Here is a 16414-nt window from a genome sequence, read left to right as displayed (position 1 = left end):
TGTAAGATCTGCTTTCTGCGGCATACGCCAGATTCGGCATAGTCAATAACCTCTTTCAGGATCTGGGTACCAATCTCACGTTCGGCAACCGGTTTATCCTTCATAAATTTGGCCAGCTTATCTACATCCTTCTGGGCATAAAAAGCAATACAGACACCTTCCCCTCCATCACGGCCGGCCCTTCCGGTTTCCTGATAGTAACCTTCCATACTTTTAGGGATATCATGGTGGATCACAAAACGAACATCAGGCTTGTCTATACCCATGCCAAAGGCAATGGTAGCTACAATTACTTCAGCATCTTCCATCAGGAAACGGTCCTGTGTCTCTGCCCTGACTTTCGGCTCCAGGCCGGCATGGTATGGCAGTGCTTTGATCCCGTTCAGGTTCAGCGCTTCTGCAACTTCTTCCACTTTTTTCCTGCTGAGGCAGTAGATAATACCAGATTTACCAGTGTTGTACTTGATATACCTGATGATTTCTTTCAGTACATCTCTCTTCGGGCGGATTTCATAAAATAAGTTTGGCCTGTTAAAAGATGATTTGAACAAGGTGGCATCAGACATCTGCAGGTTTTTGATAATATCCTGCTGTACTTTCGGGGTAGCTGTGGCTGTCAGTGCGATGATTGGAATGTCTGGTCCCAGACCACTGATCACCTGTCTGATCCGCCGGTACTCCGGGCGAAAATCATGTCCCCATTCCGAAATACAATGGGCTTCATCTACGGCAACAAAAGAAATAGTTATGAGCTTCAGGAATTCTATATTATCTGCTTTAGATAATGACTCTGGTGCTACATATAATAATTTGGTTTGTCCACTTAACAAATCACTCTTTACCTGGGCAATTTCCGATTTGTTGAGGGATGAATTCAGGAAGTGCGCAATACTGTCACTACCCCCAAATGCCCTCAGCTGGTCCACCTGATTCTTCATCAGTGCAATCAATGGTGAGATTACAATTGCAGTTCCCTCGCTCATCAATGCCGGCAGCTGGTAACATATAGATTTACCGCCACCAGTGGGCATAATCACAAAGGTGTTTTTGCGTTCAAGAACATTGGTAATAATTGATTCCTGATCGCCCTTAAAATTGTCAAAACCAAAAAAGGTTTGCAAGTTGTCAAACAACGACTTTTTCACGTCCATTTTGTCTATAAAATATTCAGTGCTATTTTTGATTCAAAATAACATAATTTTGCGTCAATTAAAGCATCAATATACTAATAATTTCTGTTTGAAAAGTAAAAAATCGATTATCGAGGCGGGGATCAACACTTTACAGGCCGAAGCCAGGGCGATTCTGGGGCTGATTCAGTACGTAAATGATGATTTCGTAGCCATTGTAGAGCATATTTTAGCCGGAAAGGGCCGCGTAATTGTCACGGGAATTGGTAAAAGCGCCATCATTGCCCAAAAGATTGTTGCTACTTTTAACTCTACGGGCACTCCTTCCAGCTATATGCACGCCTCAGATGCGGTACACGGTGACCTCGGTATGATCCAGAAAAACGATATCATTATCTGTATTTCCAAGAGTGGAAACACCCCTGAAATCAAGGTGCTCAGCCCACTGCTGAAACAGGCGGGAAACCTGCTGATTGCTATGGTTGGACAGCTTGAATCTGAGCTTGCAAAACATGCAGACCTGATCCTTAACACAGCAATAGATAAAGAAGCCTGCCCGAACAACCTTGCTCCCACTACAAGTACCACAGCCCAGCTTGCCATGGGCGACGCGCTTGCGGTAAGCCTTATGATGGCGCGCGACTTCAACCCGGATGATTTTGCACGCTTCCATCCAGGCGGATCACTGGGAAAAAAACTCTACCTGAAGGTGTCAGAAATTGCAGAACGCAATGCCAAACCAAGTGTTTCAGCAGATGCATCAGTTAAAGATGTGATTATTGCAATTAGTAAAAACCGTTTGGGCGCTGCAGTTGTTCTTGATGAAAATCATCAGGTGAAGGGTATTATTACTGACGGCGATATCAGAAGGATGCTGGAAAAATATTCAAATCTTGATGACCTCACAGCAAGTGAAATTATGAACAGCAATCCAAAAACGATCGACAAAGATACCTTAGCCGTTACCGCTTTCGAATTGATCCGTGAATATAATATTACCCAATTACTAGTTACCGATGCTGAAAATTACTTTGGTATTGTACATTTGCACGACCTTTTACATGAAGGTTTAATATAATTATGTCTAACCACATTATGAACAAAGATAATTTTGTCCTTATCATGGCCGGCGGCGTTGGAAGCCGTTTCTGGCCCGTAAGCAGAATAGAACACCCAAAACAGTTCATTGATTTTTTTGGTGTTGGTAAAACACTGATTCAAAGTACGTACGACAGGTTTTTAAAAATTTGTCCGCCGGAAAATATATTTGTTGTAACCAATGAGATCTATACTGACCTCATCAAAAAACAACTTCCTGAACTTTCAGAAAACCAGATCCTTGCAGAGCCGATCATGCGCAACACAGCCCCCTGTATTGCCTATGGCTCAATGAAGATTGCGGAGATCAACCCAAATGCAACTATTATCGTAGCGCCTTCTGATCATACTATCGCCTACCTTGACAGTTTCGTGGCTTCTATTGAGGAAGCCCTGAAAGCGGCCAGGGAGAATGACTGCCTGATCACCCTGGGTATAAAACCAAGCCGTCCTGACACCAGCTATGGCTATATCCAGTACATGGACAATACCCTTCCGGGTGACGACCGCATCCACAAGGTGAAACTGATAACGGAAAAGCCTAATCTGGAACTTGCCAAATCATTTGTGCAGAGTGGTGATTTTCTCTGGAACGCAGGTATCTTCGTCTGGTCGGTTAATGCCATAAGCGATGCTTTCAGCACCCATCTGCCAGAAATGTATGATATTTTCCACCTGGGCGCATCATCTTACAATACTCCGGACGAAAAAGGCTTTATTGCCAATGCATATACCCAGTGCACCAACATATCTATAGATCTGGGGATTATGGAAAAGGCAGACAATGTATATGTGCTGCCAACTGATTTCGGCTGGTCTGACCTTGGAACCTGGGCTTCAGTTTATGACATGGCCGATAAAGATTATGTAGGCAATGCGGTAATGCCTTCTGAGCAGGTGATGATGTTTAATTCATCTAACTGTATGGTCAATGTACCCGAGGATAAACTGGTCATCCTCCAGGGTTTACATGATTACATTGTAGTGGAATCCAACAACACGCTGTTGATTTGCCCAAGAACTGAAGAGCAGAGTGTTAAACAGATTGTGGCAGATGTAAAGTCCAACTTCGGACTCAAATTTATCTGATAAGATTTTGAGATATATTCAGATTAGCATCTGAATATATCTCTTAGACCAGGAACAGCCGTCTGAGGCCTGAGCGATAAAATTTAGTTTGTACGCTGTCTGATTGCTTCATAAAGAATTACTCCGGTAGAAACTGAAACATTCAGGGAACCAATTTCTCCAAACATCGGAATTTTTGCCAGATGATTGGCCATCCTCATGATATCATTGGATATGCCTTCATCCTCCGCTCCCATTACAATTGCCGTTGGCGCAGTATAATCCGGGGCATAAATCAGATCACTTGTCTTTTCTGTACAGGCCACAATCTGCAAACCACATTCCTGAAGGTAAAGCGCGGTTTTGTGCAGGTTCTGATGACGGCAAACGGGTATTGTGAATAATGCGCCGGCAGAAGTTTTGATGGCATCAGCATTGATCTGAGCCGAGTTTTTTGCGGGCACGACAATCGCATGTACACCGGTACAAGCCGCAGTTCTGGCAATAGCACCCATATTTCTCACATCCGTAATTCCATCCAGGATCAGGATCAGCGGCACCTCTCCTTTTTCGTATATCAAAGGGATAATATCTTCAATTTTCTGAAAGGTAATTGAAGAAATCACGGCAATCACGCCCTGGTGATTTTTCTGGGTCATCCTGTTCAGTTTTTCAACGGGAACATTATGTACCGGGATATCTGTATCTTTCAGTAAGCCCTTCAACTCAGGAATGATCTCTCCTGTAAGGCCTCGTTGCATGTATAAACTCTCTATATCTTTTCCTGCTTTAATTGCCTCAATTACAGCACGGATACCAAAAACGAATTCATTATTTTCTTTAGGTCTGGGAGACCTTCTAAAGTTTTCCATTTATTTTATTTTACGTGCAAAAATAGCTGAATTAATGAGAACTGAGGCATTCATACTGCAAATGATAGAATGTTCAAAAACAATTCTCAACAGGAGGGTAATTTTGCATATTTTTGTTCTTATGAATATGGATAACGGATCACAAGGTCAGGAGAGACAAAATTATACATCTTCCAAAAAAAACAGGTTGGCTATGCCAACCATGGGCCAGGGTAAAATACCTCCACAGGCACTGGATTTGGAACAGGCGGTGCTGGGTGCACTTATGCTGGAAAAAGATGCGCTGTCAACCGTAATTGATATCCTGAAACCCGATGTATTTTATGATGAAGCCCATAAAAAGATCTTTGAAGCCATAGCCCTTCTTTTCCAGAAGTCTAAGCCGGTTGATATTTTAACTGTAACCTCGGAGCTGAGAACACTGGGTACACTTGAAATGGTGGGTGGTGCCTATTATGTAACCAACCTTACCAACCGCGTTGCATCAGCAGCGAATATTGAATACCATGCACGTATTATATCCCAAAAATATATACAGCGGGAACTGATCAGGATCTCATCAGAGATCATCCAGAACGCGTATGAAGATACCACAGATATATTTGACCTGCTGGACAATGCAGAAAAAGGACTGTTTGATATCGCCCAGAACAACCTCCGGAGGGATACCCAGAAGATGGACGAGATCATTAAACAATCTTTGGCAACACTTGAAGAGCTCAGAACAAAATCTGATGGCTTAACTGGTGTTCCTTCCGGCTTTACGGCTCTGGACAGAATCACTGGAGGCTGGCAGCCTTCAGATCTGGTAATTATCGCTGCACGTCCGGCAATGGGAAAAACGGCTTTCGTACTAACCTGCGCCAGAAATGCCTCGGTAGATTTCAAAAGGCCTGTAGTGGTTTTCTCCCTGGAGATGTCCTCAGTACAGCTGGTAAATCGTCTGATTTCCGGAGAAACTGAAATTGAACAGGAGAAAATCAGGAAAGGAAACCTCGCGGAATGGGAATGGCAGCAGCTCCACAGTAAGATTGGTACGCTGACAGAAGCGCCATTACTGATTGATGATACTCCTGCGCTGAATATCTTTGAATTCAGGGCCAAATGCAGAAGGTTGAAATCACAGTATGATATACAGATGATTATCATCGATTACCTGCAGCTGATGCATGGTAAAGGTGAAGGACAAAGTGGCGGTGGTAACCGTGAGCAGGAAATTGGTAGTATCTCCCGTGCGCTGAAATCAGTAGCCAAGGAGCTGAACATACCGGTGCTGGCACTCTCACAGCTGAGCCGTGCGGTAGAGTCCAGACCAGGTGTGAATGGTAAACGTCCACTCCTCTCAGATTTGAGGGAATCGGGCTCCATCGAGCAGGATGCGGATATGGTATTGTTCCTGTACCGTCCTGAATATTATGGAATCACAGAAGATGAACAGGGAAGATCACAGGCAGGTGTCGGTGAAGTAATTATAGCAAAACACAGGAATGGTGAAACCGGTATTGTGCCGTTAAGGTTTATCGGTAAATATGTGAAGTTTACGGATCTGGAAGAAGACTTCATGCCGCCAAATTCATTCTCCATGGATAGCCCCAGTGCTGGCATGCTGCCATCGGCAGATTTTGATAAACCATCCGGAAACGTTATTATCAAACCATCAAGAATGGATGATTTCAATGACGATGACGCACCATTCTAATTCAAATATATTGTTAGGTTAGATAAAGTAACCTAACAATATTCCGGCAAGCACGATAAAGGGCGGACTGATCCTGGTAAAGTTCAGGATCAGAAAGGTGATGATAATGATGGAGATCTCCATCGGGTCAAATCCAATTGGTTTAGCCAGTAAAATGAAAGCCGCAATAATAAATCCTACACTCACTGCACTGATGCCCGACAGGGAATGTTTAATCCGGGTAATCTTCTTCAGATCTTCCCAGAAAGGCACAATAAACAAGACCAGAATCAGACCCGGAAGATTAATCCCGATGACCCCGATAATGCCGCCAAGGATCTGCCCGTAAATTCCATAGCCAAAATTCTTCATGCTCAGTGTGCCCAGGTAGCTGGTAAAAGAGAATGTTGGTCCCGGCAGGGCCTGCTGAAGGGCAAAGCCGGAAAGAAAGCCACTTGAACTCAGATAGTGTTTCATCTGTACAAACTCTGTAAACATCAGTGGTACCAGGACCTGTCCACCCCCGAAGATCAGTATCCCGTTCCTGTAGAAATTTTCAAAAAGCCTGATCGGTAAACTGAAAGGTGAAGTTCTGTTGATGATGCCCCCAAGCGCTGCCATTACAAGCAAAACACCCAGGTAGTAGGAAAGCTTTTTAGGATTGATGTTGGCAAACAGCTTTGTCCTGATTTCAGTTTCCTCCTTCGGGGTTTCCAGTGCCGAAGAGATCATTCCGCCAACAAGTATCGCCAGCGGAAAAACATAGGCATTTCTCAATACGAGAGTAACAATCACCGCTGCTACCGCAAGGAATACTGCGGTTTGTGATACCAGTACTTTTCGGGAAAGATTATATGCACCGAAAGCCACAATACCCAGGGCTATTGGCTGGATGTACTTTAAAATCACAACAAACTGTTCCTTCTGGTCCAGCTGTGCAAAGCTGATCCCCGCGAAGGTCATGATTGCTGCCGATGGTATGATCCATATGAGAAAAGAGAGCAGTGCCAGTTTTAAGCCGCCAACCTTATGGGCGATCCCTACAAGTGTCTGGGTAGAAGCAGGGCCGGGAAGCACCTGCGCAAGTGCATTGAGCTCAAGCAATTCCTCTTCGGAGATAAACTGCAGATCTTTTACAAAGTACTTTAATAAAAGGGAAATATGTGCCTGTGCACCCCCGAATGCCGTAAAAGTAAATAGAAAAACATTCCTTATAAATAATAACTGCCGGTTTGCCATTGCTATCGCTTAGTCGTCTTCGTAATCAAGACCTGCAGCCATATTATAGGCACCCTGCAATTCGGCAAATGCATGACCATCGCCTTTTTCCCTTGCCCTTTTCATGCCCAGCTGATAAATAGCAATTGCTTTTTCCGGATCTCCCTGCTTCTGGTATAATTTACCAAGATGGTAATAGGTGCCTACGTAAGAAGGATGTTCTTCCACAAGTTTGAGGTAATAATGAAATGCCTGTTGAGTATCATTCAGCGAGTTATATTCGGTCGCCAGCGCATATAAGATAAAGGGGTCATTGGGTTCTGAAGTTAAAAACGCCAATAACTTGTTTAATCGGGTACTTTGCATTTTAAATCCCTGCTTTTTTAATTAGATTTGCAAAAAGACATTTTGAAGAAGCTGTATATGAATTGCCGAACTTAAGCATAAAATCAGACAGCAAATCAAAACCTGACAACAACTTATTCACATGAAACAATAATGAGTTTATTAAACCAAACAATACCGTGGAAAAACTCATTATAGCTCAGACCTTTAAAAATCAATGTATAAATTATGAAAATATTAGTTTGTATCAGTAACGTGCCTGACACCACCACAAAAATAACTTTTACCAACGATAATACACAATTCAATACTGCAGGCGTACAATTTATTGTTAACCCTTATGATGAGATTGCGTTATCGAAAGCTATTGAACTCTCTGAAGGTGGCAAGGGTACTGTAACTGTTTTAAATGTTGGTGAAGCCGCTAATGACCCAACCATCAGAAAAGCACTAGCCATTGGAGCTGATGACGCAGTAAGAATCAACGCTGCACCACGTGATGCTTATTTTACAGCTTACCAGATTGCAGAATATGTTAAAACTGCTGATTTTGATATGATCCTTACCGGACGGGAGTCCATCGATTACAATGGTAACCAGGTAGCGGCAATGATCGGCGAATTCCTGGAAATTCCATCGATATCTATCATCAAAAAATTAGAATATGACGGTAGCACTGCTACGATTGAACGCGAGATCGAAGGCGGTAAAGAAATCGTAACTGTCAGTGGCAAATTTGTGGCCAGCTGTGCCGAAGGCGTTGCTGAACCAAAGATCCCTAATATGAGAGGCATCATGTCTGCCAGGACAAAACCCTTAACAGTGGTGGAGGCCAAAGAGATCGAAGAAGTAGCAAAAGTAGTTTCGTTTGAAACCCCTGCCCCACGTGGCGCAGTGAAATTAATCCCTGCTGATGATGCAACAAACCTGATCGGATTATTGCATACCGAAGCAAAAGTGATCTAAACATTGATAAACCAGTTAAATTAAACAGCAGTAAAAGCCGGTAGAACCAGGTCAATGCCACGCAGGCTATGATCAACCCGGCCGGAACTATATAAATTAAGAAAGAAATTATGTCAGTTTTAGTATATGTAGAACAGGTAGATGGCAAGTTTAAGAAATCAGTATTTGAAGCAGTTTCTTATGCTAAAGCTATTGCCGCTCAAACAGGAACAAACCTTACGGCTATCGCTATAGGAGAGGTTGCTGAAAGCGAACTTCAGGAATTGGGAAAATATGGCGCAGAAAAAATACTGAGCGTAACCAATTCTGAATTAAAAAACTTTGTTAACCAGGCCTATGCAGCAGTGATTACAGAAGCTGCACAAAAAGAAAGTGCAGATGTGATCGTGTTGTCAAACTCTTTCTCAGGAAAGGGCCTTGCTCCGCGTGTCGCAGTAAAACTTAAAGCAGGTTTGGTAGACGGCGCTATCGAGCTGCCAAAACTGGAAGGCGGAAAGTTCCTTGTTAAGAAAAATGCATTTTCAGGAAAAGCATTCGCAGTAACTGACTTAACTTCGGCAGTAAAAGTAATTGCATTAAACCCCAATGCCTTTGGCGTTAAAGAATCTCCTGCTACGGCAACAATTGAAGCCTTCGCTCCTGCTGTTCAGTCGGCAGACCTGACAGCAATTGTAAAAGAGATCGTAAGGGCAACTGATAAAGTTTCGCTTCCTGATGCAGAATTAGTGGTTTCAGCGGGACGTGGATTGAAAGGCCCTGAGAACTGGGGAATGATCGAAGAGCTTGCCGGCCTGTTGGGTGCAGCAACAGCCTGTTCGAAACCAGTATCAGATGCCGACTGGAGACCACATGCAGAACACGTAGGACAAACAGGAATCGCGATCAGCCCTAACTTATATATTGCAATAGGAATTTCAGGTGCTATCCAGCATTTAGCCGGAGTGAGCTCATCGAAAGTCATCGTAGTCATCAATAAAGATCCTGAAGCACCATTTTTCAAGGTTGCGGATTACGGGATCGTAGGTGATGCCTTTGAGGTAGTTCCAAAATTAATTGAGGCATTAAAAGCACATCAAGCTTAATAATATCCGGCGGAGATTTATGCTCCGCCAGATATTCTACTATATGAAAAAAGTAAAATTAGATATTGTTGGCTTATCTTACAGCCAGACCCAATCCGGAGCGTATGCACTGGTACTTGGAGAAGTGAATGGCAGAAGGCGTTTACCGATCATTATCGGTGCGTTCGAAGCACAGGCAATTGCGATCGAAATCGAGAAAATGACTCCGAGCAGGCCCCTGACACATGACCTCTTCAAAACATTTGCCCAAACCTACAATATAGAAATCAAGGAAATTCTGATCTATAACCTGGTAGACGGCGTATTTTTCGCAAAGCTGATTTGTACTGACGGCGAAAAAACACAGGAAATTGATGCAAGAACATCAGATGCCATCGCGCTGGCTGTCCGCTTCAATTCTTCCATTTACACTTACGAATTCATCCTGTCGTCGGCAGGCATTGTTATTGAAGGAAACGATTTCGTGTTTCTTGAAAACATGGATAACCTCAGCAAGGAACAGGGACAGGAAGATATTGATACATCCATCCCAGGAACAGGTTACAGCAACCTCAGTGTAGAAGAACTGAATCAGAAATTGCAGGAAGCCATTAGTGATGAGGCTTACGAAAAAGCTGCAAGGATCAGGGATGAGCTGAACAAAAGAAATTCATCCCAATAGCTATTATCTGCAAGTTTATACACATCTTTATTTCATCAACACCTTACAGTATTATTTGATCATTTTTTATGGAGCGCTTTCACGGAATCATTGGTATCCTTTTTATATTGGGTCTGGCTTACCTGTTTTCTAATAACAAAAAACAGATAAATTACAGGCTTGTTGCCAGTGGCCTCACACTCCAGGTTCTGATTGCAGTACTTATCCTGAGGGTAAGTCCTGTACAGCATTTCTTCGAATTTCTTGGTAAGGGAATGCAAAAAATTGAACAGTTTGCAAAAAAGGGTGTCGACTTTGTGTATGGCGGTGTTGCAGTAATGGGTTACGATGGACAACCACATGCTTATTCTGCTCCCGAAGGCTTTGTTTTTGCCTTCAATGTCACCGCAACTATTATTCTTGTTTGCGTATTGGTGGCCATATTCTATCACTTTGGGATCATGCAGAAAATTGTTGCTGTCATTGCCAGGGGAATGAATTTCATTATGCGTGTGAGTGGTGCAGAAGCCCTGAGTAATGTAGCCAGCGCATTTGTCGGACAGGTAGAAGCGCAGGTAATGATCAAGCCTTATCTTAAGGGAATGACCAAAAGTGAACTGCTGGCCTCAATGAGCGGTAGCCTTGCATGTATTGCAGGGGGTATTCTGATTGTATACGTAAATATGGGTGCACAGGCAGGTATGAACCTAGCTCCTAAACTGATTATGGCCAGCTTGATGGCTGCGCCGGGCGCACTTATTATCGCCAAAATCGTCTTTCCTGAAACTGAGGTCTCACAAACTATGGGAAAGGTTAAACTGGAAGTCAAAAGTGAATATACCAACCTGATTGATGCCATTTCTCATGGTGCGGGTGAAGGATTCAAAATTGCAATGAACGTAATTGCAATGCTGATCGGCTTTATTGCACTGATTGCCCTGGTAGATTATATTTTTATCCATATCGGACATCTTTTCAATCCTGATTTTAACCTGTCTCTCGACTGGATTTTTGGAAAACTGTTTTATCCCTTCGCCTGGTCAATGGGTATTCCTGAAGTTGATGTCAACAATGCAGCAACCCTGTTAGGGCAGAAATTGACTGTAAATGAGTTCCTTGCCTTCAAAAACCTGACAACTAAGGCTGTACCAATAGTTACTGAAAAAGGTGTTCTTATCATCAGTATCGCCATCTGCGGATTTGCCAACTTCAGCAGTGTTGGGATGCAGATCGGAGGTATCGGAGAACTGGCACCTGAACGCCGTGCCGACTTAGCCAAACTGGGCCTCAAAGCCCTGATGTGCGGTACACTTGCATCGTATCTTTCTGCTTCTATCGCAGGAATTTTAATGTAATTATAGATCCCCAGCATCTTATTTATTTCAGGGAAATTTAATATCTTTCAGGCGATATTAACGTAAATCTCTATGTCAGGACACTACCGTAAAGAAAAAAACTGCCTAAACTGCGGACACCATGTTGAAGAACATTACTGTACACACTGTGGCCAGCCGAATCTGGAACTAAAAGAGCCTTTCTGGCACTTTATCGGTCACAGTGTAGGCCATTATTTTCATTTCGATTCCAAGTTCTTTCATACCCTTGTGCCGCTCCTGAGTAAACCCGGACAAATTACACTGGACTATCTGGCGGGCAAGCGTGCACGTTATATCCATCCGGTAAGTCTTTACATTTTTGTATCAATTGTTTATTTTATTATCGTTCCGCATTCGCTGAAAGAGAAGGTAGTTGACAAAGGATTAACCAAAGCACAACAGGATAGTGCGGCTGTTGGTATAAGAAAAGGTAAAGAAACCCTCAATTCGATAGCGCCGGGCCTGGGAGATGCGCTTAAAGTTGATCTTGCTGCAGACTCGCAGTTTAAAACACTTGATATTAAATCGCAGCGCCATTATATTGACAGTTTAAAAACGATATACAAAGCTAAACCTACTGAAGCGCTTGAAACTAAAATAGATAATTATCAGGAAATCATAAGGGACAAGGATGATACCTCTTATACCGCCTACCTGGCAAGGCAACGGGCATTGCCGGCAGATCAGCGGGATTCCTGGCTGGTCAGGCGGGCGCGTAAGTTCCAGTATGAAAAGAAAGCGAAGGGCCACAATGGAACAGAAAAAGAAGTTGGAAAGCCGATCCACAAAGTAAATATTGAGGAAGAGGTGAAAAAGTACCAGCCAAAGCAATATTTTCTGCTCATGCCTTTGCTTGCCCTGTTTATTATGATCAACTTCAGAAAAAACAGGATTTACTATATAGACCACCTTGTATTTACCATTCATGGGATGACAGCCTATTTTATAGTATCCATTCTAACCAAGCCTGTTGAAAAATATATATTTGGGATTGATTCGTTTATCAGCCAGTTCATTGAATTTATCGTGTTTATTGGTATTGTCTGGTACCTTTACGCGGGTCTGAAATTATTTTATCAGCGTTCCCGCGCTATAACCATCCGTAAAACAATCAGTGTTATGATAATGTATGGCCTTACCTTCTATATTTCGGAAGAAATTATAAGGCAGCTCGTTATACTATTTATGACCTAATGCTCTTAATAAATTATTAACCCTTTCTGACCAGGCACTACAGCAAATGTTAAAAGTTGATGAAATCAAATAATTTAACATTTTTTAAGAGTATAATATTTTTACGACTAATTTTTTAGTTATATATTAGGCTTACCAAAGCCAACGTATGAAACTTAACTATTTGTCTCTGCTCCTGTTCGTTCTGTTATCCGGTAGTGCTTTTGCACAAAAATCCTATTCAGTTAAAGGATCTGTGATAGATACCATCTCAAGAAAATCCCTACTGAACACGTCTGTAAGCGTGTTACGCAGTAAGGATTCAACACTGGTCAGCTTTACACGCGCCAATGAAAACGGTATCTTTACATTTAGCGGTCTGCCTAAGGGAAAAATGTTCCTGCTGGTTACCTATCCCGGTTACGCAGATTATGTAGAACGGTTTAGTCTGGACAGTACAAAGACGAGTATTGATTTTGGCAGTATAAAGCTCCTGCTGAAAGCCAGGTTACTGGCCGACGTAATTATCAAAGGCAAAGCGGCTGCAATCAGGTTAAAGGGCGATACCACTGAATTTGATGCTGCTGCCTACACTATACAACCTAACTCCAAAGTTGAGGACCTTCTCAAGCAGTTGCCGGGTATACAGGTAGATCAGGATGGTAAGATTACCGCGCAGGGAAAAACAGTTAGCAAAGTATTGGTAGATGGTGAGGAATTTTTTGGAGATGACCCTACCCTGGTTACTAAAAATATCCGGGGTGATATGGTGGACAAGGTTCAGCTGTTTGATAAGAAGAGCGATCAGGCAGCTTTTACCGGGGTTGATGACGGAAAAAGTACGAAAACTATCAATCTGAAACTGAAGGAAGACAAGAAAAATGGTCATTTTGGCAAACTGGATGCTGGTGCTGGTACAGATGACTATTATCAGGTTCAGGGAATGTTCAATGCATTCAGGGGAAAAAAGAAATTTTCAGCTTACGGTACACTTGCCAATACGGGTAAGATCGGACTGGGCTGGCAGGATAACACGAAATACGGATCATCAGAAAACGTTGAATTTACAGATGGTGCTATCTATATCACTGACGATGGAAGTGATCAGTTATCAAGTTTCGATGGCCGGTATAATAATCAGGGAATACCGGTGGCAAGAACTGGTGGCACTCATTACGATGCAAAATGGAACAGTGATAAGGAAGCCATTAATGCCAATTACAAGATAGGTTCACTGAACGTGGAAGGCGATAAAAAAACTGAGACACAGAATAACCTGCCCACCGGTACTATCATCACCAGCTCCAATGAGCACTTCGATAATTATATGTTCCGTCAGAAGGTTGATGGCAGTTATACAGTTAATCTGGATACCAGCAGTACACTTAAAATTTCTGCTGACGGAACGCTGAAAAACAGTGAGGCCAGAAGCGATTTTGCCACCAGCAGTGTCCGTGGAAACGGAATCCGGCTGAATGAGACCGAAAGAAATATCTCCAATGACTTACACAACAAAGTATTTAACGCAAGGGCTTTGTGGACAAAAAAGCTTAATAAACCACGGCGGACACTGTCAGTCGACCTGAAAGAGAGTGTCACCAGAACAGAAACTACAGGTTTTCTTAAAGCTGCGAGCAAATTCTATGACGCAGAAGGTGCGATGGAAAGTGATACGCTGACCGATCAGTATAAGACCAGTCTAGTCAGAACTTCCACTTTTAATTCCAACATAGCGTACACAGAACCTCTTGCAAAACAGCTGACTATCGTACTCAATTATGGCTTTACTGTCAATAACAGTACTGCCGACAGAAGGTCATTTAATGCTTCCGGTAACGGTGAATACAATGCATTGGACACGCTGTTCAGTAACAACTATCAGTTTAAACAGTTCTCCAATCAGGGCGGTGCTATACTGAACTACAAAACACCTAAAACCACCTTAAACTTCGGCACCAAAGTGGCGGGAGTAAATTTCAGACAAAAAGACCTTTACCATAACTCGGTCTTCAAAAGGGACTTTGTAAACTGGTCGCCGCAGCTGAGGTACACTTATAAAATCTCCAGTCAGGGCGAAGCGGGTGTCGACTACAATGGAAATAATGTGCAGCCTACTATTGATCAGATCCAGCCACTGAGGGTAAACAATGATCCTCTTAATGTTGTACTGGGGAATCCTGATTTAAAGCCCGCATTCAGGCATTCCATCCAGGGACACTACTACTCCTACAAAGTGATCAGCGGAGCAAGTATTGCAGCTTTTGCCACTTATACCAGTACCACCAATGCTATTGTCAGCGATGTTACCACCGATTCGGCGGGCAAAAGCACACTCCGGTCTATCAACTTATCCGGCAAGAATGCCAATTCCTTATATCTATATTTTTCAGGCGGGCAAAAAATAAAAGGAATCGACCTCAATGTCGGGGTCAATGCAAACCTCAACCGAAATGTTTCCTACAACTATGTCAATAACGAACTGAACAAAATTCAGTCGACTGTATACACCCCACAAATATACCTGTCCAAAAATAAGGAGAAAAAGTATGATGCCTATCTTAATTTTGGACCATCCTATACCACCAACGAATCATCGATCCAAAAGAATATCAATGATAACGGCTGGGGATTTAAGGGAGACGGCAGTATAAACTTCATGCTTCCCCTGAAATTCGAAATAGGTACAAACGGACGTTACGAATACAGGGCGAAAACGCAGTCTTTTGATACCGACTTCCACAGGTTCATCTGGAACGCTACGATCAGCAGGAAATTCCTGAAATCCGAGGGACTTAAGTTATCCCTATCTGCAAATGATCTGCTCAATCGGAATGTCGGTTTCAACAGGACGGCATCAGGTAATATGATCACGCAAAGCAATTACACAACAATCAAAAGATACTTTATGGGTGCAATATCCTGGGATTTCAATAAAATGGGTGGTTCATCTACAAAAAAATAAGAAAATGAAACAAATAATCATAACACTCCTGCTCCTTCAATCAATGATATGTACCGTTAGCGCACAGAATGCAAGGTTCCCTACCGAGGGAGTTATAGAATTTGAGCGGAATACCAATATGTATGCCGTTATTGGCAAACACATGAGAGCTGACAATACCTTCGGGCAGAAGTTTTTCGAGCAATTCAAAAAGACAAATCCGCAGTTTAAGATATTGAAAAGCACACTTTACTTCTCCAAAGATAAAACCCTGTTTAAACCCGAGGAAGACCAATCGGTATCCAATTCCTATCTTAGCTCAGGTCCTGATCTGAACCAAATCAATACAACCTATACCGAATTAAATCAGCTCATCCAGACCAGCAGAAAAAAGGTATTCGAAGAAAACTTCATAGTGAAAGACACTGTCAGAAAGATCAATTGGAAGATCACCAATGAAACAAGGGAAATCGCCGGTTATCAGTGCCGCAGGGCAAATGCAATTGTACTGGACTCTATTTATGTGGTTGCATTCTATACAGATCAGATCCCGGTTTCAGGGGGACCGGAATCATTCAACGGACTACCCGGGATGATCCTCGGTGTAGCATTACCACACGATAACATCAGCTGGTTCGCAAAAAGTGTTACAGATAAATCAGTAGAAGCCTCCGTCATAATGCCTCCTACCAAGGGAAAGTTAACGGATAATAAGGGGATGGTGAAAATCGTAAATGAAGCGCTTAAGGACTGGGGTGAGGATGCAAAGTCCTATCTGAAGTGGCTGCTTTTATAAAAGCCAGACCGGCTATTGAATGCCGGTCTGG

General features: G+C 42.8%; 14 protein-coding genes. 10 read left to right on the top strand and 4 right to left on the bottom strand.

The genetic code is table 11. The annotated features are described in order from the left end of the window. On the bottom strand, positions 1-1151 hold a 1151-nt coding region (locus ABWY16_RS05615), incomplete at its 3' end, for a RecQ family ATP-dependent DNA helicase (protein ID WP_353903674.1). 88 nt (positions 1152-1239) lie between these two features. Between ABWY16_RS05615 and ABWY16_RS05610 the strand changes: the two genes are divergently transcribed. After that, on the top strand, positions 1240-2208 hold the full coding sequence (locus ABWY16_RS05610) for a KpsF/GutQ family sugar-phosphate isomerase (protein ID WP_353903673.1): 969 nt from the start codon (positions 1240-1242) through the stop codon (positions 2206-2208). Positions 2209-2225: 17 nt separating this feature from the next. Next, the gene (locus ABWY16_RS05605) at positions 2226-3317 is read left to right on the top strand and encodes a mannose-1-phosphate guanylyltransferase (RefSeq protein ID WP_353903672.1); all 1092 of its coding nucleotides are present in this window, start codon (positions 2226-2228) and stop codon (positions 3315-3317) included. Between the two features lie 83 nt (positions 3318-3400). Here the strand turns inward: ABWY16_RS05605 and rlmB are convergent, their stop codons facing one another. Then, entirely contained in the window at positions 3401-4168 is a 768-nt protein-coding gene (rlmB, locus tag ABWY16_RS05600) for a 23S rRNA (guanosine(2251)-2'-O)-methyltransferase RlmB (protein WP_353903671.1), read from the bottom strand. Between the two features lie 127 nt (positions 4169-4295). Between rlmB and dnaB the strand changes: the two genes are divergently transcribed. After that, entirely contained in the window at positions 4296-5867 is a 1572-nt protein-coding gene (gene dnaB, locus ABWY16_RS05595; protein ID WP_353903675.1) for a replicative DNA helicase, read from the top strand. A gap of 18 nt (positions 5868-5885) precedes the next feature. On the opposite strand, the gene chrA is transcribed toward dnaB, so the two are convergent. Both chrA and ABWY16_RS05585 read right to left on the bottom strand, forming a co-directional pair. Further along, the gene (gene chrA / locus ABWY16_RS05590) at positions 5886-7085 is read right to left on the bottom strand and encodes a chromate efflux transporter (protein ID WP_353903670.1); all 1200 of its coding nucleotides are present in this window, start codon (positions 7083-7085) and stop codon (positions 5886-5888) included. A gap of 9 nt (positions 7086-7094) precedes the next feature. Continuing rightward, entirely contained in the window at positions 7095-7430 is a 336-nt protein-coding gene (locus tag ABWY16_RS05585; RefSeq protein ID WP_353903669.1) for a tetratricopeptide repeat protein, read from the bottom strand. 207 nt (positions 7431-7637) lie between these two features. On the opposite strand from ABWY16_RS05585, the gene ABWY16_RS05580 reads away from it, so the two are divergent. From ABWY16_RS05580 to ABWY16_RS05550, 7 genes are all read left to right on the top strand, one after another. Continuing rightward, positions 7638-8375 carry an electron transfer flavoprotein subunit beta/FixA family protein gene (locus tag ABWY16_RS05580; protein WP_353903668.1) on the top strand — a complete coding sequence of 246 codons (738 nt, stop codon included), beginning with the start codon at positions 7638-7640 and terminating at the stop codon, positions 8373-8375. A gap of 110 nt (positions 8376-8485) precedes the next feature. After that, positions 8486-9457, top strand: coding sequence for an electron transfer flavoprotein subunit alpha/FixB family protein (locus ABWY16_RS05575; protein ID WP_353903667.1), 972 nt, complete (start codon positions 8486-8488; stop codon positions 9455-9457). 43 nt (positions 9458-9500) lie between these two features. After that, the gene (locus ABWY16_RS05570) at positions 9501-10118 is read left to right on the top strand and encodes a bifunctional nuclease family protein (RefSeq protein WP_353903666.1); all 618 of its coding nucleotides are present in this window, start codon (positions 9501-9503) and stop codon (positions 10116-10118) included. Between the two features lie 68 nt (positions 10119-10186). After that, positions 10187-11452: a NupC/NupG family nucleoside CNT transporter gene (locus ABWY16_RS05565; protein ID WP_353903665.1), complete on the top strand. Its 1266-nt coding sequence runs from the start codon at positions 10187-10189 to the stop codon at positions 11450-11452. A gap of 72 nt (positions 11453-11524) precedes the next feature. Then, positions 11525-12667, top strand: a complete 1143-nt coding sequence (locus ABWY16_RS05560) for a DUF3667 domain-containing protein (protein ID WP_353903664.1) — start codon at positions 11525-11527, stop codon at positions 12665-12667. 148 nt (positions 12668-12815) lie between these two features. Continuing rightward, the gene (locus ABWY16_RS05555) at positions 12816-15608 is read left to right on the top strand and encodes a TonB-dependent receptor (RefSeq protein WP_353903663.1); all 2793 of its coding nucleotides are present in this window, start codon (positions 12816-12818) and stop codon (positions 15606-15608) included. A 4-nt stretch (positions 15609-15612) separates the two neighbouring features. Next, the gene (locus tag ABWY16_RS05550) at positions 15613-16383 is read left to right on the top strand and encodes a GLPGLI family protein (RefSeq protein WP_353903662.1); all 771 of its coding nucleotides are present in this window, start codon (positions 15613-15615) and stop codon (positions 16381-16383) included. Positions 16384-16414: the final 31 nt, after the last annotated feature.

The sequence above is a fragment of the Pedobacter sp. genome, assembly GCF_040513095.1.
GTDB lineage: Bacteria > Bacteroidota > Bacteroidia > Sphingobacteriales > Sphingobacteriaceae > Pedobacter.
This window is presented reverse-complemented; position numbering and strand designations above follow the sequence as displayed.